At 70.0% G+C, this 25,352-nt stretch carries 18 protein-coding genes; 3 read left to right on the top strand and 15 right to left on the bottom strand.

Translation table 11 applies throughout. The annotated features are described in order from the left end of the window. Positions 1 to 6 precede the first annotated feature (6 nt). The 5 genes from CW359_RS05475 to CW359_RS05455 all read right to left on the bottom strand — a co-directional run bounded on the left by CW359_RS05475 (position 7) and on the right by CW359_RS05455 (position 13,355). Complete coding sequence (locus tag CW359_RS05475; protein WP_157968499.1) at positions 7 to 2,484, bottom strand: sensor histidine kinase; 2,478 nt, start codon at positions 2,482 to 2,484, stop codon at positions 7 to 9. Beyond that, positions 2,481 to 5,774 carry a phospholipase D-like domain-containing protein gene (locus CW359_RS05470; protein ID WP_105968609.1) on the bottom strand — a complete coding sequence of 1,098 codons (3,294 nt, stop codon included), beginning with the start codon at positions 5,772 to 5,774 and terminating at the stop codon, positions 2,481 to 2,483. Before CW359_RS05470 ends, CW359_RS05475 begins: the two co-directional genes overlap by 4 nt. Further along, positions 5,771 to 9,469, bottom strand: a complete 3,699-nt coding sequence (locus CW359_RS05465; RefSeq protein ID WP_105968608.1) for an AAA domain-containing protein — start codon at positions 9,467 to 9,469, stop codon at positions 5,771 to 5,773. Before CW359_RS05465 ends, CW359_RS05470 begins: the two co-directional genes overlap by 4 nt. A 361-nt stretch (positions 9,470 to 9,830) precedes the next feature. Beyond that, positions 9,831 to 11,159 (bottom strand): class I SAM-dependent RNA methyltransferase, encoded by a 1,329-nt coding sequence (locus CW359_RS05460; RefSeq protein ID WP_105968607.1) that lies wholly within the window; start codon positions 11,157 to 11,159, stop codon positions 9,831 to 9,833. Positions 11,160 to 11,306: 147 nt separating this feature from the next. Next, positions 11,307 to 13,355, bottom strand: a complete 2,049-nt coding sequence (locus CW359_RS05455; protein WP_105968606.1) for an APC family permease — start codon at positions 13,353 to 13,355, stop codon at positions 11,307 to 11,309. A 421-nt stretch (positions 13,356 to 13,776) separates the two neighbouring features. Between CW359_RS05455 and CW359_RS05450 the strand changes: the two genes are divergently transcribed. Both CW359_RS05450 and CW359_RS05445 read left to right on the top strand, forming a co-directional pair. After that, positions 13,777 to 14,448: a potassium channel family protein gene (locus CW359_RS05450; RefSeq protein WP_105968605.1), complete on the top strand. Its 672-nt coding sequence runs from the start codon at positions 13,777 to 13,779 to the stop codon at positions 14,446 to 14,448. Then, a complete protein-coding gene (locus CW359_RS05445) occupies positions 14,448 to 15,113 on the top strand; it encodes a potassium channel family protein (protein ID WP_105968604.1) in 666 nt (221 codons plus the stop codon). Before CW359_RS05450 ends, CW359_RS05445 begins: the two co-directional genes overlap by 1 nt. A gap of 145 nt (positions 15,114 to 15,258) precedes the next feature. Here CW359_RS05445 and CW359_RS05440 read toward each other — a convergent pair whose 3' ends face one another. The 7 genes from CW359_RS05440 to CW359_RS05410 form a co-directional block, all read right to left on the bottom strand. Continuing rightward, the gene (locus CW359_RS05440; RefSeq protein WP_105968603.1) at positions 15,259 to 15,978 is read right to left on the bottom strand and encodes a DUF3159 domain-containing protein; all 720 of its coding nucleotides are present in this window, start codon (positions 15,976 to 15,978) and stop codon (positions 15,259 to 15,261) included. A gap of 3 nt (positions 15,979 to 15,981) precedes the next feature. Beyond that, on the bottom strand, positions 15,982 to 16,380 hold the full coding sequence (locus CW359_RS05435; protein ID WP_105968602.1) for an OB-fold nucleic acid binding domain-containing protein: 399 nt from the start codon (positions 16,378 to 16,380) through the stop codon (positions 15,982 to 15,984). Positions 16,381 to 16,461: 81 nt separating this feature from the next. Beyond that, complete coding sequence (locus CW359_RS05430; RefSeq protein WP_105968601.1) at positions 16,462 to 17,145, bottom strand: response regulator; 684 nt, start codon at positions 17,143 to 17,145, stop codon at positions 16,462 to 16,464. After that, positions 17,142 to 19,748, bottom strand: a complete 2,607-nt coding sequence (locus CW359_RS05425) for a sensor histidine kinase (protein WP_105968600.1) — start codon at positions 19,746 to 19,748, stop codon at positions 17,142 to 17,144. The genes CW359_RS05430 and CW359_RS05425 overlap by 4 nt, the downstream gene beginning before the upstream one ends. A 183-nt stretch (positions 19,749 to 19,931) precedes the next feature. Continuing rightward, complete coding sequence (locus CW359_RS05420; protein ID WP_105968599.1) at positions 19,932 to 20,699, bottom strand: DUF3710 domain-containing protein; 768 nt, start codon at positions 20,697 to 20,699, stop codon at positions 19,932 to 19,934. Between the two features lies 1 nt (position 20,700). Then, positions 20,701 to 21,252, bottom strand: a complete 552-nt coding sequence (gene dut, locus CW359_RS05415; protein ID WP_105968598.1) for a dUTP diphosphatase — start codon at positions 21,250 to 21,252, stop codon at positions 20,701 to 20,703. A gap of 11 nt (positions 21,253 to 21,263) precedes the next feature. Next, positions 21,264 to 21,848, bottom strand: coding sequence for a PaaI family thioesterase (locus tag CW359_RS05410; protein ID WP_105968597.1), 585 nt, complete (start codon positions 21,846 to 21,848; stop codon positions 21,264 to 21,266). 58 nt (positions 21,849 to 21,906) lie between these two features. Here CW359_RS05410 and CW359_RS05405 point away from each other — a divergent pair, with 58 nt between their 5' ends. Next, positions 21,907 to 22,383: a DUF3093 domain-containing protein gene (locus CW359_RS05405; RefSeq protein ID WP_105968596.1), complete on the top strand. Its 477-nt coding sequence runs from the start codon at positions 21,907 to 21,909 to the stop codon at positions 22,381 to 22,383. A 96-nt stretch (positions 22,384 to 22,479) separates the two neighbouring features. On the opposite strand, the gene CW359_RS05400 is transcribed toward CW359_RS05405, so the two are convergent. The 3 genes from CW359_RS05400 to CW359_RS05390 form a co-directional block, all read right to left on the bottom strand. Beyond that, a complete protein-coding gene (locus CW359_RS05400) occupies positions 22,480 to 23,403 on the bottom strand; it encodes a hypothetical protein (protein WP_105968595.1) in 924 nt (307 codons plus the stop codon). Between the two features lie 13 nt (positions 23,404 to 23,416). Then, positions 23,417 to 23,713, bottom strand: a complete 297-nt coding sequence (locus tag CW359_RS05395) for a DUF4193 domain-containing protein (RefSeq protein ID WP_006380512.1) — start codon at positions 23,711 to 23,713, stop codon at positions 23,417 to 23,419. A 393-nt stretch (positions 23,714 to 24,106) separates the two neighbouring features. Further along, positions 24,107 to 25,351 (bottom strand): sensor histidine kinase, encoded by a 1,245-nt coding sequence (locus CW359_RS05390; protein ID WP_105968594.1) that lies wholly within the window; start codon positions 25,349 to 25,351, stop codon positions 24,107 to 24,109. Between the last annotated feature and the right edge of the window lies 1 nt (position 25,352).

Here is a 25,352-nt window from a genome sequence, read left to right as displayed (position 1 = left end):
GAACCGTCAGACGCGCGGCAGCCACACCTTGAGATGGGCGCCACCCAGGGGTGAACGTTCCAGGATCTCGATGGTGCCCCGGCATTCCCGCACCAGCTTGCGCGCCAGTGCCAGCCCCGATCCCCCGCTGCCGTTGCGGGAAAAGGTGCGGCCCACGCGCAGCGCCGCACGCTCCTCCTCGGTCAGGCCGGGCCCGCTGTCCTCCACTTCGACGTTGCACCACAGGGCGGCCTCCCCTCCCTCGGGTCCCCGGTCGGCGGTCCTCAGCCGCACGACGATCCGCCGCTCCTCGTCGTCGTCCACCGTGCCCAGCGCCTGCGCCGCGTTCATCAGCAAGTTCTCCACCGCGATCTTGACGTACGCCTTCACCGCGTGGACGTGCAGGGGTTCCGGCGCCGACGTCCACACGTCGATCTGCACGCCGTACTCGTGCTGGACGGCCGTCGTCACCTCCTGAACCGCCTGCACCAGGTCCGCGCGTTCTGCTGGCCGCAGGAAACCGGCCACCGCGTCCTGGTAGTGCTCACCCCGGAACTGGCTCGCCCGGTCCCGGAGCCGGTCCAGGACGCCACGGGCCTCGGGCGGCAGAGAACCCTCCAGCCGGGAGAGATCGTCCAGGATGCTGGCCACCCGGTTGTCGTTGCGGTGTCCGATCGCTGTTATCGCCTGGTCGGTGAGCGCGACCCGGGCGTGCGCGTCGGCCTGTTCCACACGCTCCAGCAACGCCCGCAGGGAACTTCCCGCCAATTGCTCGGCCTCCTCGGCGAGCAGCCGTCCCAGACCCGAGCGGAGCGTCACCCAGGTGTCACCTTGGGCGGTGAGCAGTCCGTGTGAGGTGAGTTGCGAGAGGGCGGCCTCCACATCGAGCAGGCGCACCGTCTCCGTGTCGAACTCCACGGGCACGTCGAAGAACGTCATGTCCGCCGCCAGGTCGGCGGCCCGGAACGGTACGTGCTGGTGCAGCGCGTACGCCATACCGAGGACGGCACCCTCGTTCAGACGCAGCGGCGCAGTCAGTACGGCGCGCAGGTCGTCGCGAGTGCGAGGGTTGCGGACGGCGGCCAGCGCACCGAGGGTCAGGGTGCGCGAGGATGGCAGCCTGGAGAGCAGGTCGCCCAGGAACCGGGGCAGGATCACCGGGTGGGCTCCGGTCTCGTAGTGCAGGGTGTCCATGACTACGGCCTCCGCCGACACGGCGAGCAGGTCCAACAGCCAGGCGAGTCCCTCGCGCGGGGGCACGCCCCGGCCGAGCGCGACGCCCGTGTCGGGATCGGAGATCCCCTCGATGCCGAGCTGGGGGACGAGCACCCGCAGCAAGTTCACGCGGCGGGTGGCCGGGCCCGCGGGCGTGCCGGGCGCGGGCTGGGCGAACAGGCGCAGCAGGTCCGTCGCGGTGAGGACGGCGACGCCGTCGGGGCGTCCGGTTGGCTCGCGCTGCGTACCGGTGGTGCGGAACCAGACGAGGGGCCGGAGCAGGTCGTCCGGGGGCGGGGTGTGTTCGTCGGCGATCCACAGGACGGCGCCGGTGTCCCGGTGGAGGGAGGTGCGGGGCAGCCGGGCGTCGTTCAGCCCGACGAACGCCGTACGGAACCCTCCGGCCTCTTCGACGACGGGGAACCGTACATCCTCACCGAGCAGGTGGCCGAGGGCGCGCGCGAACGCCCCGGCGGTCGCCGGCTCTGGTCGGGCAACGAGGTCGTTCAGCGCCAGGACGGCTTCGCGACCCGTTTCACCGACGTCGGTGAAGCGTCGCAACCGGTGGTCCGCAAACGCTCCCTCCAGGTAATGCGGAAGGATCTCGTCCAGCCGACTACCGAGCGCGGGATCCCACAGGGGCGGGCGCGGCACCGCTGCCGGGCCGCCGTTCTCCTGCTCGGAGTGCGTGGACTCCAGCAGAAGCCGGGCCGCGGGGAACTCGCCCGCGCTCAGGCAGTCCTCCACAGCCTTGCGGTCGACCCGGTCGTCGGGAAGTTCGGCCAGCCGCCGTTCGAGCCGCTCACGCACACTCCGCTCCGCCGGGAGGATCCTCGTCTCCCGTTCCCCGTCGAGCAGTTCGCTCGCCCGGGAGGTGCGCAGGTTCACCGCGTCAAAGAAGCCGTCGGGCGTGGAGGCCGGGTCGAGTCCGGCGCGGATCGCCCGCTCGCCGAGGAGAGCGAGGTCGCGTTCGGCCTTGGCGAGGGCGTCGAGCCGGGCCGCGGCCAGCACGTCCCTGATCCAGGCGGCGTCCACCGGGTCGGTGTCGTGGAGCGTCGGCCCGTCGGCCGCGCACTCGGCGAGGAACTCGTCCACCAGCTCGAAGTGCCCCTGCCTCAGGAGCCTTTCGACACTCTCGGTCGTGGTCAGCGGGTCGGCGAGACCCGCCAGCACGTGCGCGGCGGCCTGGTCGAGGGTGCCGCTCCGTCCGCCGGAGAGAGCATCGGCGAGACCGGGGTGGCGCCAGCGTCCAGGCCACTCCGCGAGGACTGACAGCAGTGTCTCGGTCATGTCGCCCTCCAGCGGGCCAGTTCTTCCAGGTCCGTGAGGAAGGCGTCCGCCAGCCGTCCCTCGGGTCCGGTCAGCGCGGCCGTCGCCTCCGACAAGGCGCGCCATCGGGCGGCCAGCCAGTCGCCGAGTTCTCGCGCAGCCGCCAACTGCCCTTCTCCTTCCTCGTGTCCGGCGGAGTCCGACAGGGTCGCGACGGTTGCCGCCTGGTCGAGGACCGGTTCCAGGCGCTTCAGATATCGCTTGAGATGATCGCCGTGCATCGGTGGGTGTCCCGGGGAGACCTCGGCGCCGACCCGTTCGATGAGCCGGGTCAGGTCCTGCACGGCCGGTGCGGACCGCCAGGCTGTGAGCCGGCCCGGGGCACGCTCAGCGACGATGTCGGCCAGCACGGCGAACTCTCCCGCCTCCCGGTCGAAAAGGGCGCGGTGGGTGCGATTGCTGACGGTGTTGTCGAATGCGGAGGCGCGGGCGTGGTCGAGGAGTCGCTCCAACACCTCCCACGCCTGTGCGCGCGCCCGGTCCTTGCCGGTGCTGCGCAGGTCGCTGCGGACCAGGTCCATCGGTACGGGTACGTAGCTGTCGGTCCAGTACCGGCCGGTGCGCTCCGCCAGTTCAAGCCAGACGCCCTCCACGGTGTCGGCGAGGAACGCGCTCAGAGCGTCGGCGGCACTCTGACTGCCCTGGAGCAGCACCGCGCCGACTGCGGCGAGCAGGGTCGGCGGGACCTCCGCGGGGGTCATTTCGGACAGTACGAGGTTCTCGATCGCGTCCGTGAGCCGTGGGGTGCCCCGGGCGGCGGCGAGGAGGGCCAGGCCCGGGCGTGGCCGCAGGTCCGGGTTGGGCAGGGTGTGGCGCAGGATGGCGGCCTGGACGAAATCGTGGTCCTGCCAGCGGTCCCGTACCAGCCATTCGGTCCAGTGGGACCGCCGGGCGGTGTCGGTGCCCGGGCCGGTGGCGGTGCCGGGTGTGGTGAGGCAGCGGGCGGCGGCGATCCGCAGCAGGTCGGTGGGGCCGTCCTCGCCGAGGCCGTCCAGGACCTCCCACGGGTCGGCGGCGTCGGCGAGGACCCGCCGGACGCCCTCGGCGTCGGGCGAGCCGTCGTCGCGGCGCTGCTCCAGCAGCAGCCTGGCACTGCGGAAGCCCGGTCCGGGCAGGACGAGCAGCGGTTCGGCCTCCGGTTCCGGCCGGGCCACGAGTGTGGCGCCCAGAGCCTCGGCGACGGCATCGGCCACCTCCTGGCCGGTCAGTCGCACGCTCAGCTCGGACGACAAACGTCGGCGCCCGTAACGGCCCTCGAACGAGAGGTAGTTGAAGCTTCCGACGACGGCTTCGTCGTCCCAGACGATGGCCTTGGCGTGGTTGGCGCCGTCACCGTTCAGGGTGAGCCGGTCCTGGAATTCCTCGCGCAGTGCGGCGAGTGTGGCGCGGGCGATCTGCCAGCGGTTCTTGGCCTGGCCGGCGTCCGGCGGTCCGGGGTGGACGAGCGTCACCCGTACGCCCCGTTCCAGGCAGGCGCGCAGGTCGGTCAGGAACGCCTGGTCGACGGCCTCGTCGGACAGTCCTCCGGAGGCGATGACGAGCTGATGCCGGGACTGCGTGAGGGCGGTGCGCAGCAGGGTGCGGTGGGCGCTGTCGGTGACCGGGCGTACCGAGGGCAGGACGCGTTTGCCGAGAAAGTCCCGGCAGCGGGAGACGTGGTCCTGCCAGTCGCCTGCCCACAGCCGTACGGCCGTATCGGAGGCGGAGTCCTCCTCCGGTGGCCCGATCGCCGGGGACGGCGGTTCGTTCACTTCGGCCGTGGTGGGCGACGGGGTACCGGAGACGGGACGGGTGCGGACGGTCTGGCTGTGCTCGTAGGAAGGGACGGCGGTGCGTACCCAGTCGAGGAGTTCGCGCACGACGGTCTCGCCTGTCCCGTCGCGGGCGGTGAGTTCGACGCCGAGTTCACCCCGGGAGCCGTCGGAGGACAAGGGGTTGCGACTGGTGACGAAGGCGGTGCGGTGGTCAGCGACCACGAGTTTGGCGTGGGTGCGACTGCTGGTGCGGGGCAGGACAACACGGCGCAGGATCCGGCCGCCGGAGCCTCGGGCGAGGTCCTCCAGGGCATTGCGGGTCTGCTCGTCGAAGGTGTCCTCGTACTCGCTGTCGGAGCCCGGCCCCCAGACGAGGACGAGGGTCACGCCGCGCTGGACGGCTGCGGTGAGGGCGTCGAGATGACTGCCGAGAGCGCGATAGCGGATCCAGGGACTGACGACGACGAGCTGTTGCTGTGCATCCGTGATGAGTGCGTTCAGGGTGCGAGCCTGGTCCGCGCCGTCGACGATCCGCACCTCGATCTCCCGCTCGACGCGGGCCCGCAGCAGTCCGTCCAACTGTCTTGCATCGTCGGCGAGTTCATGGTGCCAGGTGCGGCGCTGCCCCGCGGGGATGCCGGGTGCCTGGGCAACGCGGCGCGCCAGCCGGTCAAGGGCCTTCGGTGCCGAAGGGGGCTCGGCGAGGATGGTCTGAGCCTGCCGTCGCAATTCCACGAAGACGGGGGCACGAGGGTGCTCGACGGCGAGCTGGGTGAGGCGCTGCGAGGCGCCTTCGCGTAGTTCCGCGGGCATGCGCTCGTCGACGACGGTGACGGTGAGCCGTTCGTGGTCGTCGTCCCAGTGGGAGGTCACTATGAGGTCGATCCACCGCTGTCTGGTGGAGGTACGCAGTCCGGGTGGCGGTATCCGGTACGAGTGGACCTGCTTGGCGCGGGGTCCGACGGCCGATGTGCGGGTGCCGTCGGCCAGGGCCTGGTGGCGTTGTTCGTCCCTGCGCAGTGACTCGCGCAGCGCCTGGAGGATGTGGGCCTCGGGTGCCTCGGCGAGGCTGACGCGGATCCCTTCGAGCGGCACGGTGAAACGGGAGTTAGGCGGCTTGGACCAGCCGGAGGCCGGCAGCACCCGCATCGCCAGCTTCTCGATCATCAGGTCGCGGGTCTCCTGTGCGCTCTCGGCGCCGCGCAGCCGCTTGAGATCCTCGTCCCGCAGACACTCCGCGACGAGCCGGGACACGGCGACGGTCCTCTCGACGGTGTTCGCGGTGAGGTGGCCCTGCCGCCACAGGTCATAGACGAGGTCACGGATGAGACGGCTGCCGAGGTGTAGGTGTTCGACCAGCTGCGGTACGTCGTCGAGACCGGCGTGGATCGCGCGCAGGGCGAGTTCCTCGATGGGCGACAGGGTGTCGCCGTAGTCCATGCGGACGTGGACGCGGACCACGTCGCAGGGCACGTAGACGGTGGTGACGGTGTTCAACTGGCCACCTCGGGCAGGACGGTGGCGGCGTCATAAACGTGCCCGTAGTGGTCGACGGCCTGGCAGACCTCGGCCCAGAACGGGTCGTTGTCGTCGTGGAAGCGCGAGAAGTGCCCGTAGTCGCCGACGACGACGAGCAGGCGCCTGGCCCGGGAGAACAGGACGTTGATGAGGTCGCGGCGGGCCAGGTGTCCGTAGCTCTCGGCGGCGCTGCCCTGGCCGCGGACGCGGTTGCGGACGAGGGACACGACGACGATGTCGGCCTCGCGGCCCTGAAAGGCGTGCACGGTCTGCACGTACTTGGCGAGGCCGACGTCACGGCGGAGTTCCTCGGCCTGGAGCCGGTAGGGGGTGAGCACGGCGAGGGGTTCGGTGCTGTACCCGTGTCGGCCGGGGGCCGGTTCGGGGTCCAGGGAGCGGACGACCGCCCGGACGACTGCCGCCTCGCCCTCGTTGCGCCAGTGGGGTTCTTCGACGCAGCCGGGGAGCCGGGCGGTGTCGACCCATACCAGGGAACGTTCCCTGAGCCAGTGGGGAGCGCGCAGCGGGGAGGGTTCCTCGTCGTGGTGAGTGGCGAGGCCGCCGGGCTTCAGCCCGTCCTCGGGGGCGGTCTCGCCGGGTTCGAGGGCCCGGGGGTAAAAGACGCGGCTGACGACCTGGGCGATGGGTTCACGCATCCGGAACTGGGTGGAGAGCATCGCCACGGGCCGCTCTCTGAGGCCACCGGACCGTTGCACGAAGAGATTGCGGAACAGGTCGAACGCCTCGACGTACTTCTGCCGTTGGTCGCCGGCGACAGCAATGCCGGTGTTGGGGTCGCCGACGCAGGAGTCGAGGAAGCGCACCACTTCGTCGCGGCGATGGGCGGGCAGCTGGAAGTGATCGCCGATCAGGGTCCAGCGGATGCCGCGCACCAGCGGGATGGCGAGTTCCGTCGGCCATGCCTTGGCGGCTTCTTCCACGATCACCCAGTCGAACGCTGAGGCGCCGCCCGCGGTGCCGATGTTGCGGGGGGTAGCCGTGGCGCAGGTCGCGAAGACGATGTTGGCGCCGCGCTGGAGCCGGTCGCCCAGCTCGGGAAGGATGGAGTGCCCGTCGCGCTGGTCGAGGAGGTCGTACCAGCTTTGGAGAACGGGCCGTACGGTGCCGTCGATACCGCTGTCGAGCAGGCCCTGGACACGTCGGCGCATCTGCCGGGAGCGCCGCACCACGAGTTCGTCGCGGAGCCATGGGCGGACGGCCTCGTCGGGGGTGTTGCGCCGGGAGACCATGCGTAGGGCGATGGGTACATCGGAGAGTCGGTCGGTCGGTCCGTCGTCGTCGCGGGCCCCGATGTCCTTGAGGATGCGCGCGGCGAGGTTGTCGAGGGTGAAGTTGGACTGGGCGGAAACCAGGATGCGGTGGGTTGGTTCCTGTTTGAGGTAGGCGGCGACCGCTCGGGAGGTGACGGTGGTCTTGCCGGTACCGGGCGGCCCCTGGAGGGCGAAGAACGGCTGGTGGGTGAGGATGTCCCGGACCGCTTCCCGGCCGCCTTCGAGGAGTCCCTCTCCGGCGTCCTTCCAGCGGTGAGGGAGGGTCTTTATCGCGGTGGGGTTGCGCAGCCGGGAGGTCAGGGGGGCGAGCGCGAACAGTTCGAACCGGGCGTCGACCTGACGGCTGAGGACCGCCTCGGTGCCGACGTCGTCGGCGGGGCGCATCCAGCCCCGGGAGGGCAGCCTGGGCTGTCCCGGTTTGCGACGCAGGACGACCCGGTCCTGGCCCTCCCGTCGCACCACATTCGCCAGGACACCCTGGACGCTGCCGGGCTTGCGATCACTGTCGCTGTCGTACACCTCGACCTCGGAGCTGCCGCTCTCCTCGTTCTCCAGCCGCCCGAAGAAGTCCCCGAAGGGCGGGCGGAGATCGGTGTACCCGGCGTACTTGGCGAGCAGCGCACGCCGGTAGATGCGGTCCCGGTCCCGGTCCCGGTCCCAGTGGACGAGGATCTCCTCGGCGCGTCCGTGCTCGGCGGCGGGATCGGTACGGAAGGGGTAGCGGCGGGCCTGGAGTTCGACGCCCTGGTACTCCAGGAGCCAGTCGATGGCCCGCTGGTAGTCGAGCTGTGCCTCGGACTTGGAGCCAACCGGCCTGATGGAGTCGACGAGAGTCTGCCAGGACGGGCGGTCGCGGCGCAGCGCGTTGAGCCGGATCAGCGGCATCCGGTAGTCGATGGGCTGGACCTCGGGCAGGGACCGGGAACGGGAGGCGTTCTCCAGGCTCTTGAGGCGGTCGTTCACGGCGTGCACGTCGCGCTGCGCGACGTACTTGATGACGAGTACCTCGGGCATGGGTTCGCCGAGTCCGTGCCCGGTGTTAGGTGGGCGCAGGAACTGTCCGAACCACAGGGCGCGTTCGCCTACGAGGACAACCGTGGCGAGACGTTTGGCCTCGGTGGACCCGCCGCCGACGAACGGGTCGGCCCCGTCCTCCGAGTACAGGACCGTGGCCTTCTTCAGGTCGGCGCGCAGGAGTTCGGCGGTTTCGCGGATGCCGTCGTCGGTATCCGCGTCGAAGGTCAGCCACTCCCAGCGGCCGAGCGTCTCGTCGCTCTTGTCGGGCATGAACGCCAGCAGGTAGGGCAGGTCGCTGGTGACACCGCCGAGTCCGACGACGTTGCTGTCGTGGGTGTCGCTCAGCTCGTTGACGACCTCGGTCGAGGTGGGACGGTCCTCGTGGGCGGGGCCAAGCATTCGCCGCAGCAGGCCGCCGAGTTCTGCGGGTATGTCGGCGGTGCGCAGACCGGCCCGAAGATGGTCGCCGAGACGATCGAGCAGGTCGTGGGTTTCGCGGTACTCCTCCTGGGTCTCGGGCAGCCGACTGGGGACGAGGTCCGCGGGCAGCGGCCCCACGAACCATTCCCAGGCCATCACGGCGAGGCTGTACACGTCGGCCGTGGCGTTCTCATGGGCCGTCGCCGTCCGTTCGTCGAGAGGCAGCAGAAACTGCCATCTCTCGGGTGGCATATAGGCCAGGATGGCCGGGCCGCCACCGAGGAAAAGATGGCGCAGAGTGCCGGGCGCGGTCTGCGAGTCGAGGGTGGGGCCGCCGCCGAGCAGGCTGGAGATGAAGGCACTCATCTCGAACCGGGCGAGTCTGAGCCGCGGGGTGCCCCGGTAAGCGTCGACGACATCGACGCTGTGCGGTGACAGGTTGCGATGGGCGAGCCCGAGGTCATGGAGGACGGCGAGTCCATCGGCGAGGTGCTCGAACTGACGCAGCGCCTCTACGCGGTCCTGCCGGTAGGCGGCGGTACCGTACACAGCCAGGGTGTAGTCGGAGCCCTCGGCCGCGACGAACGCGGCGCCGTCGACACGGGCGCCCGCCGCCTCGACCGCCTCCCGTTCCTGATAGCCGCCGCCGAGCAGTTCGGGGAGGGCGGGGTGGGCGAGCCCGGAGAGCCGGGACAGCGCCCTGACCTCCTGATCCCACATCAGACCCCCGAGGTCGGACAGTCCCAGGTGGACGGAGACGTCGACGATCCGGGCGGTCAGGGCATCGCCCTCCAGGAGCTGGCAGGCGTAGAGCTGACCGGGCAGCACTTCACGGACTTCGGGGTCGCCGTCGGGGAGGACGGTCTCGTACGGGCCGTAGCGGGCAGTTCGTTCGTCGCAGCAGAAGTGCCGGATCAGCCGTTTCGCGTCGTCGATCGCCGCCACAGTGACTCGCCCCCCAAGGTCCCCGTCCGTGCGCGAGTTCAGTATGACGGACGAGCTGCCCGGTGTGCCCTGTTTCGGATAGCGCTGCTCGACGGGTTAAGCCCGATAAGTCGATTGACCCGCGCTATCTGATCCAGGACGACCACCTAACACGCCGTCAGACGCGGCGTCGAACGAGCGTCAAGACATTTCCCGAACCCGTCCCTCACGGAGTTGAGGCAGAGCGTTCTCGACCACGCCCCCGCTGCGAAACCGCACGTGAGACACGTGGCGGGAACCTGCAGCATGCTCCACGCGGTGGACCTACGGAAACATGTCGGCACGACCCGCCCGCAACCTGGCGAATCAGAAAATCAGCAGGTCAAAGACCCTTTGCTGCGGGCTCAAGAATCGCCACGCACTCCACGTGCGACGTCATCGGGAAGAGATCGAAAGCCCGCAACGTCCGCACCCGATACCCCCCCTCCCGGAAGTACCCCAGATCCCGAGCCAACGCAGCCGGATCGCAAGCCACATAAGCGATCTTCCGCGCCCCCAACTTCACCAACTGCTCAACCGTCTTCTTCCCGGCCCCCGCCCGAGGCGGATCCAGGACGATCAAATCGACCTCGGTGATCCCCGTACGCGGAAGAACCGCCTCGACCTTCCCCTGCTCGATGCGAACCCGGTCGAACGCGGCAAGGTTGTGACGCGCGTCCTCGACCGCCCGCTTGCCCGACTCGATGCCGAGCACCGCGCCCTTCTCGCCGATGCGGTCGGCCAGCGCGCCCGCGAACAGGCCGACCCCGCAGTACAGGTCGAGGGCCATGTCGCCCTTGCGCGGCAGCAGGCCCTGCATGACCGCCTTCATCAACGTCTCCGCCGCCATCGGGTGGACCTGCCAGAAGCCGCCGCTGCCGACCCGGTACGTGCGGCCGTCGGCGCGTTCGCGGACGAACGCTCGGCCGTGGACTCGGTGGATGCCGCCGTCGTGCTCCTCGACGCGCATCACGGAGACGGGCTTGTCCAGCTCGACCAGGGGCAGGCGGGCGCCCGGCCTCGGTTCCAGGATGACCATGCGGTCCTGGGAGCCCGTCGCGGCGATCGCGTCGACCGACTCCATGCCGGACCAGTCGCGCTCCTCGATGCCCAGCTCGCTGATCCCCGGCGCCGCGATCATGCAGTGCTCGACCGGCTCGACCTCGTGCGAACGGTGGCGCCGCAGACCGGCGTTGCCGTCCGCGTCCACCGCGTACTGCACCCTCGTACGCCACTGAGGGACCTCACCCGGCGGCAGCTTGTCGCCCTCGGCCGGCATCACCGTGCCGTCCCAGCCGGCCTCCTCGGGGGTCAGGCCCGCGAGCCGCTTCAGCTGCTCGGTGACGACCTCGCCCTTGAGGCGGCGCTGGGCGCCCGGCTTGGCGTGCTGCCAGTCGCAGCCGCCGCAGCGGCCGGGGCCGGCGTAGGGGCAGGGGGCCTCGACGCGGTCCTTGGACGCCGTGAGGATCTCGACCGCGTCCGCGCGCAGGAAACGCGCGCCCTCCTCGCCGTCGGTCACCCGGGCCACGACCCGCTCGCCGGGCAGCGTGTGCCGGACGAAGAGGACCTGGCCCTCCTCCGTACGGGCGATGCAGTGGCCGCCGTGTGCGACGGGCCCGACCTCCACCTCGTACTCCAGCCCCACCAGCGATTTCTTCGGTTCTGCCTGCATGGCGGGGTGACTCCGTAAGAGAGGGAACGAGAGGGGAAACGAGAGAGAGAACAAGCAAGGAAAGCGAACGGCCGGACAACAGCCCACCAGTCTACGTGGGCCCTGCCCGACCGCTCACCACAAAACCGTACGGAGCCCGCGCGGCCGTCAGCCCTTGCCGCTCGGCTCCTTCGGCCGTTCCTCGGCCGGGCCGCGTCGGACCGATCCCGGCGCGTTCCAGTCCTGGCGCTTGCGGGCGCGTTTCTTCGCCGCCTCGGAGGACTGCAGCTGGTAGGGCACCGACGTCACCATCACGCCCGGGGTGAAGAGGAGCCGTCCCTTGAGGCGCAGCGCGCTCTGGTTGTGCAGCAGATGCTCGTACCAGTGGCCGACCACGTACTCCGGGATGATCACGGACACGGCGTCGCGCGGCGACTCGCGGCGCAGCCCCTTCACGTACTCGATGACCGGCCGGGTGATCTCGCGGTACGGCGAGTCGAGCACCTTCAGCGGCACGGTGATCCCCCGCCGCTCCCACTCCACCCGCAGCGCCTTCGTCTCCTCCGGGTCGACGTTGACGCTGAGCGCCTCCAGCGTGTCGGAGCGCATCAGCTTCGCGTACGCGAGCGCGCGCAGCGCGGGCCGGTGGATCCTCGACACCAGGACGACCGAGTGGACCCGCGACGGCCGTACGCTGTCGTCGCTCGGGCCCTCCGGGGCGGCGATCTCCTCGGAGACCCGGTCGTAGTGCTTACGGATCGCGGTCATCACCGCGTAGAAGATCACCATGCCGAGCAGCGCCACCCAGGCGCCGTGCGTGAACTTCGTTCCGAGTACGACGACCAGCACGAGCCCGGTGAAGAAGGCGCCGAAGGTGTTGATGGCGCGGGAGCGGAGCATGTGCCGGCGCTTCGCCGGGTCGCGCTCGGTGGCCAGGTGGCGGTTCCAGTGCCGGACCATGCCGGTCTGGCTGAGCGTGAACGACACGAACACACCGACGATGTACAGCTGGATGAGGCGCGTCGAGTCGGCCCCGTAGATCCAGACCAGCAGAACGGCCGCGCCGGCAAGCAGCACGATGCCGTTGGAGAAGGCGAGGCGGTCGCCGCGGGTGTGCAGCTGGCGCGGGAGGTAGCGGTCCTGGGCGAGGATCGAGCCGAGGAGCGGGAAGCCGTTGTACGCCGTGTTGGCGGCGAGGAAGAGGACCAGCGCGGTGGCCGCGGCGAGCAGGACGAAGAAGAAGCTGCCGTCGCCGAAGACGGCCTCGGCGACCTGGGAGATCACCGGGTTCTGGACGTAGCCGGAGCCGAGTTCGACGCCCTTGTCGAGCAGGTCGTGCGCGGGGTTCTCGGCCATCCGCACCTTGGTCTCGATGGCCAGCACGATGATCCCGCAGAACATGGTGACGGCGAGGAGGCCCATCGCCGCGAGCGTGGTCGCCGCGTTCTTCGACTTGGGCTTGCGGAAGGCCGGTACGCCGTTGGAGATGGCCTCGACGCCGGTGAGCGCGGCGCAGCCGGAGGAGAAGGCGCGCAGCAGCAGGAACACCAGCGCGAATCCCGCCAGTCCCTGGTGCTCGGCCTTGATCTCGTACCCGGCCGTCGGCGCCCGCATGGTCTCGTCGAGGACCAGTCCGCGGAAGGCGCCCCACGCGATCATGATGAAGACGCCCGCGACGAACACGTACGTCGGAATCGCGAACAGCTTCCCGGACTCCTTGACGCCGCGCAGGTTCATCAGCGTGAGCAGCACGATGACGGCGACCGCGCAGAGCACCTTGTGCTCGACGACGAAGGGGACCGCGGAGCCGAGGTTCTCGATGCCGGAGGAGATCGACACGGCGACGGTGAGGACGTAGTCGACGAGCAGCGCGCTGGCGACCGTGAGGCCGGCCTTGGGGCCGAGGTTGGTGTTGGCCACCTCGTAGTCGCCGCCGCCGCTCGGGTAGGCGTGCACGTTCTGCCGGTAGGAGGCGACGACGGTGAACATCAGTACGACGACAGCGAGTGCGATCCACGGGCTGAAGTGGTACGCCGACACGCCCGCGATCGACAGGACCAGCAGCACTTCCCCGGGCGCGTAGGCGACGGAGGAGAGCGGGTCGGAGGCGAAGACGGGGAGAGCGATGCGCTTCGGCAGGAGCGTTTCGCCGAGCCGATCACTGCGCAGTGCGCGCCCGATCAGGATCCGTTTGGGCACGTCGGTCAGTTTGGACACGGACAGGATCGTAAGCTCCCCGGCTTGTTCTGGGCACATCCGGGTGAAAACCCGACGGTCCGCCGAGTGAAAACCCGGCATCCGAGACAGGCGAACGCCACCGGAACCACGTCCTCATGGCTATATGACGAGAACGACGAGAACGACGAAAACACAGCGCACCGTATGCCCTCTTCACCCCCTACCTTCCCGGGAGTCTCCATGCCGCCTCTCGCCGCGGAGCTGATCGGCGCCGGCGCCGCACTGGTCGTCCTGGCCCTCCTGACCCTGGCCAGCGTCCGCAGCATCAGCCGCAGGTAGGCGGAGGGGTGCCCTCCGCCGACCGTGCGTGTGAAGCTTGGGCCGGGGTCTGAGACCCTGTTCAAGCCAATCGAGCCAAGTCGACAACGGCGGGCTTCGACCTCGGATCGGAAGGACGGTCGTGCACATCGTCATCATGGGCTGCGGCAGAGTGGGTTCCGCTCTCGCGCAGACCCTGGAGCAACAGGGGCACACGGTCGCCGTGATCGACCAGGACCCCACCGCCTTCCGACGACTGGGCTCCGGCTTCGGCGGCCGGCGCGTCACCGGGGTCGGCTTCGACCAGGACACCCTGCGCGAGGCGGGCATCGAGGAGGCCGGCGCCTTCGCCGCCGTCTCCAGCGGCGACAACTCGAACATCATCGCCGCCCGGGTGGCCCGCGAGATGTTCGGCATCGAGAACGTCGCGGCCCGTATCTACGACCCCCGCCGCGCCGAGGTCTACCAGCGCCTGGGCATCCCGACCGTCGCCACCGTCCGCTGGACGGCCGACCAGATGCTGCGCAGGCTACTGCCCTCCGGTGCCGAGCCGCTGTGGCGCGATCCCACCGGCGGCGTCCAGCTCGCCGAGGTGCACGCGTCGTCGGCCTGGGTGGGCCACAAGATCAGCAAGCTGCAGGACGAGACCGGGGTCCGCGTGGCCTTCCTCACCCGGCTGGGCGAGGCGGTGCTGCCCACCTCGCAGACGGTGCTGCAGGAGGGCGACCTGGTGCACGTGATGATGCGTACGGACGACGTCGAGAAGGTCGAGGCGTCCTTCGCCGAGGGCCCTGAAGAGGAGGCGGGTCACTGATGAGAGTCGCCATTGCCGGTGCCGGTGCCGTCGGCCGCTCGATCGCGGGCGAACTGCTGGAGAACGGCCACGAGATCCTGCTGATCGACAAGGCCCCCACGGCCATCTCGGTCGAACGGGTCCCCCAGGCGGAGTGGCTGCTGGCCGACGCCTGCGAGATCACGTCGTTGGACGAGGCGGCGCTGCAACGCTGCAACGTGGTGATCGCCGCGACGGGCGACGACAAGGTGAACCTGGTCGTGTCGCTCCTCGCCAAGACGGAGTACGGCGTCCCACGCGTCGTCGCCCGCGTCAACAACCCCAAGAACGAGTGGCTGTTCAACGAGTCCTGGGGCGTAGACGTGGCGGTCTCCACCCCCCGCCTGATGTCGGCCCTGGTCGAGGAGGCGGTGAGCGTCGGCGACCTGGTACGCCTGCTCCGCTTCAGCCACGGCGACGCGAACCTCGTCGAACTGACCCTCCCCCCGGAGTCCGCCCTGGCCGGCACCCAGGTCGGCGACGTGGACTGGCCGGAGGACACGTCCCTGGTGGCGATCATCCGAGGCGCCCGGGTCCTGACCCCGACCCGGGAGGACTCCCTGGAAGCGGGCGACGAACTCCTGTTCGTAGCCGCCCAGGCAAGAGAGGAACAGCTGGAGGACCTGCTGTCGGTCCGAAAGGACTGACGGCCGCTGGATCCTTTCAGCCCGTCCGGCGTTTGAGGACGAGCGCGTTCAGCGCGAAAGGGGGGTCTGGGGGCGCAGCCCCCAGGGATGGGAACGGGTAGGGGCGGCGGGGGCGAAGAAACCCGACGCCGGCCCCTCACACCCCCTACTCGGAAGAAGCCGCGGCCTTACGCCGCTCCTCCTCCGCCTTCTCCTCCGCTTCCATCTCAGCGAACACATCAATGGGCGCCGGCGCCTTCGCCAGGAACACCCACGTCAGCCACACCGCCAGCAGGAACGGCGGAATCTTCAGCGCCACCAGCACCCACCCCAGCGACGCCGTGTCCGCCCACCAGTACAGCGGGAACAGAATCGCGCACTTGGTGAGCAGAATCAGCCCCCACGCCCAACTGGCCTTCACATAGGCCTTCTTGCGCCCGGGGTTGCGCGTACGCCAGGAGAGGTTCTCCTTGAACACCGGCCCGAGCATCAGCCCCAGCAGCGGAAAACCGGCCAGCGTCGAGATGATGTAGGCCAGCGCCATCCCCAGCGTGTACAGCATGCCGGGCAGATAGAAGTCCTTCGCGTTGCCCGTCATCATCGCGAAGACGACACCGAAGGCGACCCCGAAGACACCGCTGAAGGCGTGCTTGACGGTGTCCTTCGTGACGAGGCGTACGACGACCAGCACCACCGAGACACCCAGCGCCGCGAAGGCCGACAGGTGCAGGTCCTTCTTGATCGTGTAGATCGTGACGAAGAGCAGCCCCGGCAGGACCGTCTCGATCATGCCCCGCAGACCGCCGAACGCCTCGAAGAGCGCGGCCTCGGTCACCGCCCTGGAATCGTGCTGGGCGTCTTCGGTCGGCTTGTCGAGCGAGGTCACCGGCTACTCCCGTCCGAGAGGTCTCAGTTCGTATTTCGGATTGAACAGCACACGGCGTCCCCGGCTCATCGAGATCCGCCCCGACGCGATCAGCTTGCGCCCCGGCTCTATCCCGACGATGGAACGCCGGCCGAGCCACACCACGTCCAGCGCGGCCGAACCGTCGAACAGCTCGGCCTCCAGGGCCGGGACCCCCGCCCTCGGCCGCAGCGTGACCGTGCGCAAGGTACCAGTAACCGTCACTATCTGTCGGTCGTGGCAGTCACCGATGCGGGTGCAGCCCGCGGTCTCGGCGTCCTCGCGCAGCTCCTCGGACTCCAGGTCCTCCTGGGACGAGGAGAGCCGGTCGAGCATGCGCCGAAACCGGCCCACCGGCTTCTCGGAACGAGGGACAGCACTCATACCCAAAGCGTACCGGCGCCCACCGACACAGACGTACCCCCGGGACCGCAGCCCCTCCCCCACAGGCCCCGGAGCGGGGCCCTACCGCTCGAAGCGGTACCCCATCCCCGGCTCGGTGATGAAGTGCTTCGGATGCGAGGGGTCCGTCTCCAGCTTGCGCCGCAGCTGTGCCATGTACACGCGCAGATAGTTGGTCTCCGTCCCGTAGGACGGCCCCCACACCTCCTGCAGCAGCTGCTTCTGGCTGACCAGCCGCCCCGTGTTGCGCACGAGCACCTCCAGCAGATGCCACTCCGTGGGAGTCAGCCGTACGTCACGCCCCCCGCGGTGCACCTTTTTCGCCGCGAGGTCGACGGTGAACTCCTCGGTCTCCACCATGACGTCGTCCTCGCCGCTCCCGGTCGGCTCGGCCCGGCGGACGGCGGCGCGCAGCCTGGCCAGCAGCTCGTCCATGCCGAAGGGCTTGGTGACGTAGTCGTCGGCGCCCGCGTCCAGCGCCTCGACCTTCTCGTCGGACGAGTGCCGGGCGGACAGCACCAGGATCGGCACCCGTGTCCAGCCCCGGAGCCCCTTGATCACCTCGACGCCGTCCATGTCGGGCAGCCCCAGGTCGAGCACGACCACGTCGGGATGGCGGGCGGCGGCGAGTTCGAGGGCGGTGGCTCCGTCGGGGGCCGCGTCGACCTCGTACTTGCGCGCCCTGAGGTTGATCACGAGGGCACGCACGATCTGCGGCTCGTCGTCGACCACCAGCACCCGGGTCATGAAACCTGCCTCTCGGACCGCACTTCTGTTCCCACTCCCACAGCCCCCGTCACTCCACCACGGAGCGAGGACTCGTCCCCCGCACCAACACCCGGCCCCGACCCCACCACCGTCGCCGCCCGCACCGTGAGCACCATGCTCAGTCCGCCCCCAGGCGTGTCCTCGGCCTGCAGCGTGCCGCCCATCGCCTCGGCGAACCCCCTGGCCACGGCCAGCCCCAGCCCCACCCCGGCCCCGCGCGGAGCGTCACCGTACCGCTGGAAGGGCTCGAAGATGCGGTCCTTCGCCTCGTCCGGCACCCCGGGCCCCCGGTCCACCACCCGCACCTCGACCCGGTCGGCGATGGCACTGGCGGCCACCAGCACCCGCTCCCCGTCCGGGCTGTACTTGACGGCGTTCTCGACCAGGTTGGCCACCGACCGCTCCAGCAGCCCGGGGTCCACGGCGACCATCGGCAGCGTCTCGGGGATGTCCAGCTCGACACTGCCCTCGGGTACGCCCCCCAGCGCCATCGGCACCACCTCGTCGAGGTCGATCTCCCTGATCAGCGGGGTGACCGTGCCGGTCTGGAGCCGGGACATGTCGAGCAGATTGCCCACCAGGTGGTCGAGCCGGTCGGCGCCGTCCTCGATACCAGCCAGCAACTCGGCCCGGTCCTCCTCGGACCACTCGACGTCGTCCGACCGCAGCGACGAGACGGCCGCCTTGATCCCGGCCAGTGGCGTACGGAGGTCATGGCTGACGGCGGCGAGCAGCGCCGTACGGATCCGGTTGCCCTCGGCGAGGGTGCGGGCCTGGTCGGCCTGGGACTGGAGGCGTCTGCGGTCCAGGACCACGGCCGCCTGCGCGGCGAACGCGGCCAGCACGCGCCGGTCGGCGGCGGGCAGCACCCGGCCGGACAGCGCGAGTGCCATGTGGTCGCCGACCGGCATGTCCACGTCGGCGTCCTCGGGCCGCTGCACCGCCTGCCGGGTGCCCACGCTGCCCGCGCAGGTCCAGGGATCGACATCGCTCGCCCGTTCCAGCAGCGCCACGGAGTCCATACCGAAGGTCTCCCTGACCCGGTCGAGCAGCGCCTCCAGGCTGGTCTCGCCGCGCAGGACGCTCCCCGCGAGGAAGGAGAGGATCTCCGACTCGGCTCGCAGCCGGGCCGCCTGATGCGTGCGCCGGGCGGCCAGGTCCACCACGGACGCCACCGACACCGCGACCCCGAAGAAGATCACGAGGGCGACGATGTTCTTGGGGTCGGCGATGGTCAGCCGGTGGTAGGGCGGTGTGTAGAAGTAGTTCAGCAGCATCGAGCCGAAGGCCGCCGAGGCGAGCGCCGGGTAGAGGCCGCCGAGCAGGGCCGCCGCCACCGTGAGTGCCAGGAACAGCAGCATGTCGTTGGCGAGGCCGAGGTCGACGGCGCTCAGCAGCAGCGCGAGCACCACCGGACCGGCCACACCGACCAGCCAGCCCCAGATGATCCGCGCCCGCCCGAGCCTGGCGCCCCGGGCCACGGGCAGCCCGCGCCCCTTGCCGGCCTCGCCGTGGGTGATCAGGTGGACGTCGAGGTCGGGCCCCGAGTCCCGGGCCACGGTCGCGCCGACGCCCGGGCCGAAGACGTACTGCCAGGTCTTGCGCCGGGAGACGCCCAGCACGATCTGGGTGGCGTTGACACCGCGCGCGAAGTCCAGCAGGGCCACCGGGATGTCGTCCCCGACCACATGGTGAAACGTTCCGCCGAGGTCCTCGACCAGGGTTCGCTGGACGGTCAGTTCCTTCGGCGAGGCGTTGGTCAGCCCGTCGCTGCGGGCGATGTAGACGGCCATGACCTCGCCGCCCGCGCCCTTCTCCGCGAGCCGCGCGGCCCGCCGGATCAACGTACGGCCCTCGGGTCCGCCGGTCAGGCCGACCACGATCCGCTCGCGCGAGCCCCAGATCCTGGAGACGTGGTGCTCGCTGCGGTACTCGGTCAGGTACTCGTCGACCCGGTCGGCGACCCAGAGCAGCGCCAGTTCGCGCAGGGCGGTCAGGTTCCCCGGGCGGAAGTAGTTGGCGAGGGCCGCGTCGACCTTGTCGGACTTGTAGATGTTGCCGTGGGCCATCCGCCGGCGCAGCGCCTGCGGGGACATGTCGACCAGCTCGATCTGATCCGCACGCCGGACCACCTCGTCGGGGACGGTCTCCTGTTGACGTACACCAGTGATCGACTCAACCACGTCACCCAACGACTCAAGATGTTGAATGTTGACAGTCGATATCACGTCAATACCGGCGGCCAGCAGCTCCTCGACGTCCTGCCAGCGCTTGGTGTTGCGCGAGCCCGGAATGTTGGTGTGCGGCAGTTCGTCCACCAGGGCGACCTGGGGGCGGCGGGCGAGGACCGCGTCCACGTCCATCTCGGTGAACACGGAGCCGCGGTAGGCCAGCTCCTTGCGCGGGATCTGCTCAAGACCGTGCAGCATCACCTCCGTACGCGGCCGGCTGTGGTGCTCCACGAAGGCCACCACGCAGTCCGTACCGCGCTCGACACGGCGATGCGCCTCGGAGAGCATCGCGTACGTCTTGCCGACGCCCGGTGCCGCACCGAGGTAGATCCGTAGCTTGCCGCGTCCCATGGCCTCATTGTCTTCCCGTTCCTGCTGCTTACGCAGCGTCGACCCTACGTCCAGCAATGTCGACAAAAGGGACGAGAGGTGGGCGGGAGCAGGTCTTTGACACAACCCTGACGCGCCGGTGAACGCCGTGTGGGCCGTACTCCTGGGTGAGGAGTACGGCCCACACGGCGAAAAACGGTACGGCTAGCGAACCTCGGTGATCTCCGGCCCCCGCTGCAGCTGGCCCATGCCACCGCCGAAGCGCGAACCCTGCTCCTCCTGCTGGACGCCCTCGGGCACCATCTGCGCGTCGTTCGGCAGCTTCAGGACGATCGGGTCGCGAGGCGCCATCGGCCCCTCGCCACGCACGACGACCGTGTCCCGGAAGATCTGCTCCAGCAGCCCGGCCGCCTGCGGCTGCACGGCGCCCTGCCCGGAGATGACCCCGCGCAGGAACCACCGCGGACCGTCCACACCGACGAACCGCACGACCTGGAAACCGCCCGTGCCGTCCGGCAGTTGCACCGGAACCTGCGCCCGCAGCTCCCAGCCCAGCGGCCCCTCGACCTCGTCGACGATGCCACCCTGCTGGGTGATGCCGGAGGCGATCTCCTCGCGCACCTCGCCCCAGATGCCCTCGCGCTTGGGCGCGGCGAAGGCCTGGAGCTGTACGGCGCTGTCGCGCAGCACGACGGTCGCCGCGACGATCGCGTCGCCCGCGACCTCGACCCGCAGCTCCATGCCGTCGACCCCGGGCACGAACAGACCGCCCAGGTCGACGCGGCCCTCGCCGGGCTCGCGCACCTCGGTGTCGTCCCAGGGCCCGTCGGGGCGCGGCTCCGGCTCCAGCCGGACGCGTGCGCGCCCGCCCGTTACTTCCTCGTCCGCCTCAGAGTCGACGCTGTCGACGACCTGCTCGGCCTCGCCGGCCGCGTCCTCGGCGGCACCCTTCTTCTTGCGACGTCCGAACACGTCACTGTCCTTCCCGGTCGGATACGACCGAAGCGTATCGATTCCCACCCGTTGTGCCGCCATCTGCGGCCTGACCGCTGTGACCGCTCGCACCGCCCACCGAGGCGTGACCGCCGGTGGACCCGAAGCCCCCCTCGGCCCGCGCCGAGCCGGGAAGTTCCGCGACCTCCCGGAAGCGGACCTTCTCGACCTGCTGGACGACCAGTTGGGCAATCCTGTCGAAGCGCTCGAATCGCACGGGTTCGTGCGGGTCGAGATTCACCACGATCACCTTGATCTCCCCACGGTACCCGGCATCAACCGTCCCCGGGGCATTCACCAGAGCGACACCGCAGCGGGCGGCGAGCCCCGAACGGGGGTGCACGAAGGCCGCGTACCCGTCCGGGAGCGCGATGGACACCCCGGTGGGCAGAACTGCCCGTTCCCCCGGCTTCAGTTCACACTCCCGCGTGGTCCGCAGATCGGCTCCGGCGTCGCCCGGCTGCGCGTACGCCGGAAGCGGTACGTCCGGATCGACGCGGCGGATGAGGACGTCCAGGGGCTCTCGGCCCATGGGTGCGGGGCTCACGGGTTCACCTCGAATGCGCGGGCGCGACGGAGCTGGTCCGGGTCGCTCATGGCCGCCCGGATCTCCTCCGGGCGGCCGTTGTCGATGAAGTGGTCGACCTTGACCTCGATGAAGAGGGCGTCGGCGCGTACGGCGACGGGCCCGTCGGGGCCGTCGATGCGTCCGGTGGCGGTCGAGTAGATCTTGCGCCGGGCCACCGCGGTGACCTCGGCCTCCAGATGCAGCACGGTGCCGACGGGCACGGGCCGGACGAACTCGGTCTCCAGCCGTCCGGTCACGGCGATGGTGCGCAGCAGCCAGTTCAGCGAGCCGAGCGTCTCGTCCAGCGCGCTGGCGAGCACCCCGCCGTGGGCGAGCCCCGGGGCGCCCTGGTGGGCCTCCCGCACGGTGAACTCGGCGGTGACGGTGACCCCGGCTCCGGCGCGGGCCGCGAGGTGCAGCCCGTGGGCCTGTCCGCCGCCGCATCCGAAACACTGTTCGTAGTGGGCACCGAGCAGTTCGCCGGGCGCGGGCGCGTCCGGGTGCCGCACGGGCGCCACGGCGTCGGCGGGGGGCTTCAGAGCTGCGGATGGACCACTCACAGCCGCAGACCTTACCCGCGAGTCGGCCCTCGGCCGACACCGTGCCAAGCTTGGCCCCATGCAGCCTTCCGCCTCCCCCTACGAAGAACGCCTCACGGCCCCCCGCTCCTGGTGGCTGATCTCGTTCCTGGTCGGCGTCTCCTTCGCCCTGATCCTGCTCCCGTTCGGCACGCTGCCCCTGCTCGGCGGCCTGGCGGGCGGTACGGCGGCTGCCGCCGTGGCGGCGAGTTCGTACGGGTCGATCCGGATCCGCGTGGTGGGCGACGCGCTGATCGCGGGCGAGGCGAAGATCCCGGTGGCGGCCCTGGGCGAGGCGGAGATCCTGGACCCGGAGGAGGCCCGCGCCTGGCGCACGTACAAGGCCGACACCCGCGCCTTCATGCTGCTGCGCGCCTACATCCCGACGGCGCTGCGGGTGCAGGTCACGGACCCCGCGGACCCCACGCCGTACCTGTACCTGTCGACGCGGGAGCCCGAGCGGCTGGTGGCGGCGCTGGAGTCGGCGCGGGCGGCCACGGCTCGCGACGCGGGCTGAACCGGCCCGGGAGGCGTCGGCAAATTCTTCTTCGGCGGCGGGCAAAGACTTGCCCGCCGCTCCTGTGCCCGGGTGTTCCGAAGCCCGCGCGGGCCGCTATTTCCCGAGTTCCTTCGGGCCGTCCGCGATGTCCAGCGCGTCGGCGGGCGGCGCCAGCGGGGGCAGTTCCGGGAGCTGGTCCCAGGGGACCTGGAACCTCCGCAGGTCCTTGCGGATGTGGGCCGCGAGCTTTCGGGTGTCGCGCCGGTTCATGACCGCGCCGACGGCGGCGCCCACCATGAACGGGATCAGGTTGGGCAGGTCGCGGATCATCCGCTTCATGATCTGCTGGCGCAGTTCGCGCTTCATCTGGCCGCCGAGGGCCGAGTTGAACGACGACGGCTTCGTCACGTCGACGCCGCGCTCGCCCGACCACGAGTTGAGGTACGCGGTACTGCGCTGCTTCAGATTGCCCGGCGGGCGTACGCCGTAGACCTCGTGGAGTTCGGCGATCATCTTCAGCTCGATCGCGGCCACGCCGGTGATCTCGGCGGCCAGCTCGGTCGGCATGGCAGGTGGCACCGGCAGCATCGCCGCGGCCCCGATGCCCGCGCCGACGGTCGCCGTCGCGCTCGCCGCGCCCGCGACGAGTTTGTCCGCGATCTCCTCGGGCCCGAGGCCCGGGAACTGTCTGCGGAGGGTGGCGAGGTCGCGTACGGGGATACGCGGGGCGTTCTCGATGATCCGGTCGGTGAGGTACGCCAGGCTCGCCTTCGCCCGGCTGCCGCCCTTGCGGACGCCTTCCACGGCCTTCTGGCGGATCGCGGCCGTCCGTCCCGGGGCGACGGGCGCGGAAGGCTCGGCCGACACCGGGAGGTCAACCCCGTGGCCGGCCGGCCTGTCGGCCGGTTCGAGCGAGGCCGATCCTGTACCGGATGAGCCCCGCTCGTCGTCACGCACACCGTGAGGGCCGTCCGGCGGCCCCTTGTCCGCTCCCCGCGCGGGGAAGCGGCGCTTCCAGGGAGGGGTCGAGCCAGTCACGGCCGACCCCGCCTCAGTCGCAGTCGCGGCAGATCGGCTGACCGTTCTTCTCGCGGGCCAGCTGACTGCGGTGGTGCACCAGGAAGCAGGTCATGCAGGTGAACTCGTCCTGCTGCTTGGGCAGCACCCGGACGGCCAACTCCTCGTTCGAGAGGTCCGCTCCGGGCAGTTCGAGGCCTTCTGCGGCCTCGAACTCGTCGACGTCCACGGAGGAAGTCGACTTGTCGTTCCTCCTGGCCTTCAGTTCTTCAAGGCTGTCCGAGTCGACGTCGTCGTCGGTCTTGCGTGGGGTGTCGTAATCCGTTGCCATGTCGCGCTCTCCCCCTCTGGGTGTCTGCGGTGTCTCAGCGCAGGTAACGCGTGAGAGGCCGGACTTGTGCCCGACCTGAGGCGGAGATTTTGCCTCACATCAAGGTCTGTTACTCAATCGACACCCAACCGACCCTCTCAAGAGAGATCGGAGTGGATGGCGATGCGGACCGTACACGGTCCCGATGCCGTACTTCAAAGGCCCCCACCGTGTACTTCCCGTGATCAAGACCCCTGAAAACCCGGATTATCCGGGCCTTAAGGCAGCTCACATGATCACGGACAGTAGATGGCGGGAAAATCGCCCTTGTGATCGATCACACACGAGGTCACCGGAAAAGCTCCCCGGAAATTCCGCGCAAAGCGAACATCCTCGCGTGTCGGCGACATGATCTCAGATCGGCAGGGCGACTCGCATCACGAGTCCACCCCCCTCACGAGGTGTGGCCGAGATGTGGCCACCGTGAGCGCGCGCCACAGAGCGCGCGATCGACAGCCCGAGGCCCACACCCTTGTCACTGCCCGTACGCTCCGTACGCAGCCGCCTGAAGGGCTCGAAGAGGTTGTCGATCTCGTACGCCGGGACCACGGGACCTGTGTTCGAGACGAGCAGCACCGCCTGCCCGTGCTGCGTCACGGTGTTCACCTCGACCCACCCATCCTCCGGCACGTTGTACCGCACCGCGTTCTGCACGAGGTTCAGCGCGATCCGCTCCAGCAGTACGCCGTTGCCCTGGACCACCACCGGATCGCGCGTCCCGCGCAGCTCGACCCCCTTGGCCTCGGCCTCGGCATGCGTCTGGTCGACGGCCTGCGAGGCGACCTCGGCCAGGTCGACCGGTTTGCGCTCGACGATCTGGTTGTCGCTGCGGGCCAGCAGCAGCAGTCCCTCGACCAGCTGCTCGCTGCGCTCGTTGGTGGCCAGCAGCGTCTTGCCGAGCTGCTGGAGTTCCGGTGGCGCCGCCGGATCGGAGAGATGCACCTCAAGGAGCGTGCGGTTGATCGCGAGCGGCGTTCTCAGCTCGTGCGACGCGTTGCCGACGAACCTCTGCTGGGCCGTGAACGCCCGCTGGAGGCGCTCCAGCATGTCGTCCAGGGTGTCCGCCAGCTCCTTCAGCTCGTCGTCCGGGCCGTCCAGCTCGATCCGGCGGGACAGGTCCGAACCGGCCACCGCGCGCGCGGTGCGGGTGATCCGGCCGAGCGGGGTCAGGACCCGGCCCGCCATCGCGTACCCGAAGGCGAAGGCGATCACCGCGAGACCCAGCAGCGTGAGCAGCGAACGGCTCAGCAGGTCGTCCAGGGCGTGCTGCCGCAGGGCGTCGTTGCACGCCTTGAGGGCGGCGTTGCGCTGGTCGTCGTCGTTCGCGGCGTCCAGCACCGGGCACGTGTCACTCGTGATGCTGATGCCGCTGCCGCGGATGTCGAACGACTGGTTGCTGCCCTCACGGATGGCCTGGGCGGCGAGCAGGTAGATGATCGACAGCAGCAGGATGCCGGCGATCAGGAACATGCCGCCGTAGAGCAGCGTCAGGCGTATGCGGATGGTCGGGCGCAGCCAGGGCAGCGGCAGCTGCTGCGGCTTCCGCGGGTCCCAGGTGGGCTTCGGAGGCGCTTGCGGGGGTGCTGGTGTGGTGGCCATC

Origin of the sequence: Streptomyces geranii (genome assembly GCF_002954775.1) — a bacterium.
In the GTDB taxonomy this organism is placed as follows: Bacteria; Actinomycetota; Actinomycetes; order Streptomycetales; family Streptomycetaceae; genus Streptomyces; species Streptomyces geranii.
Note: the sequence above shows the minus strand (reverse complement) of the source record. Positions and strands in the feature narration are given on the sequence as shown.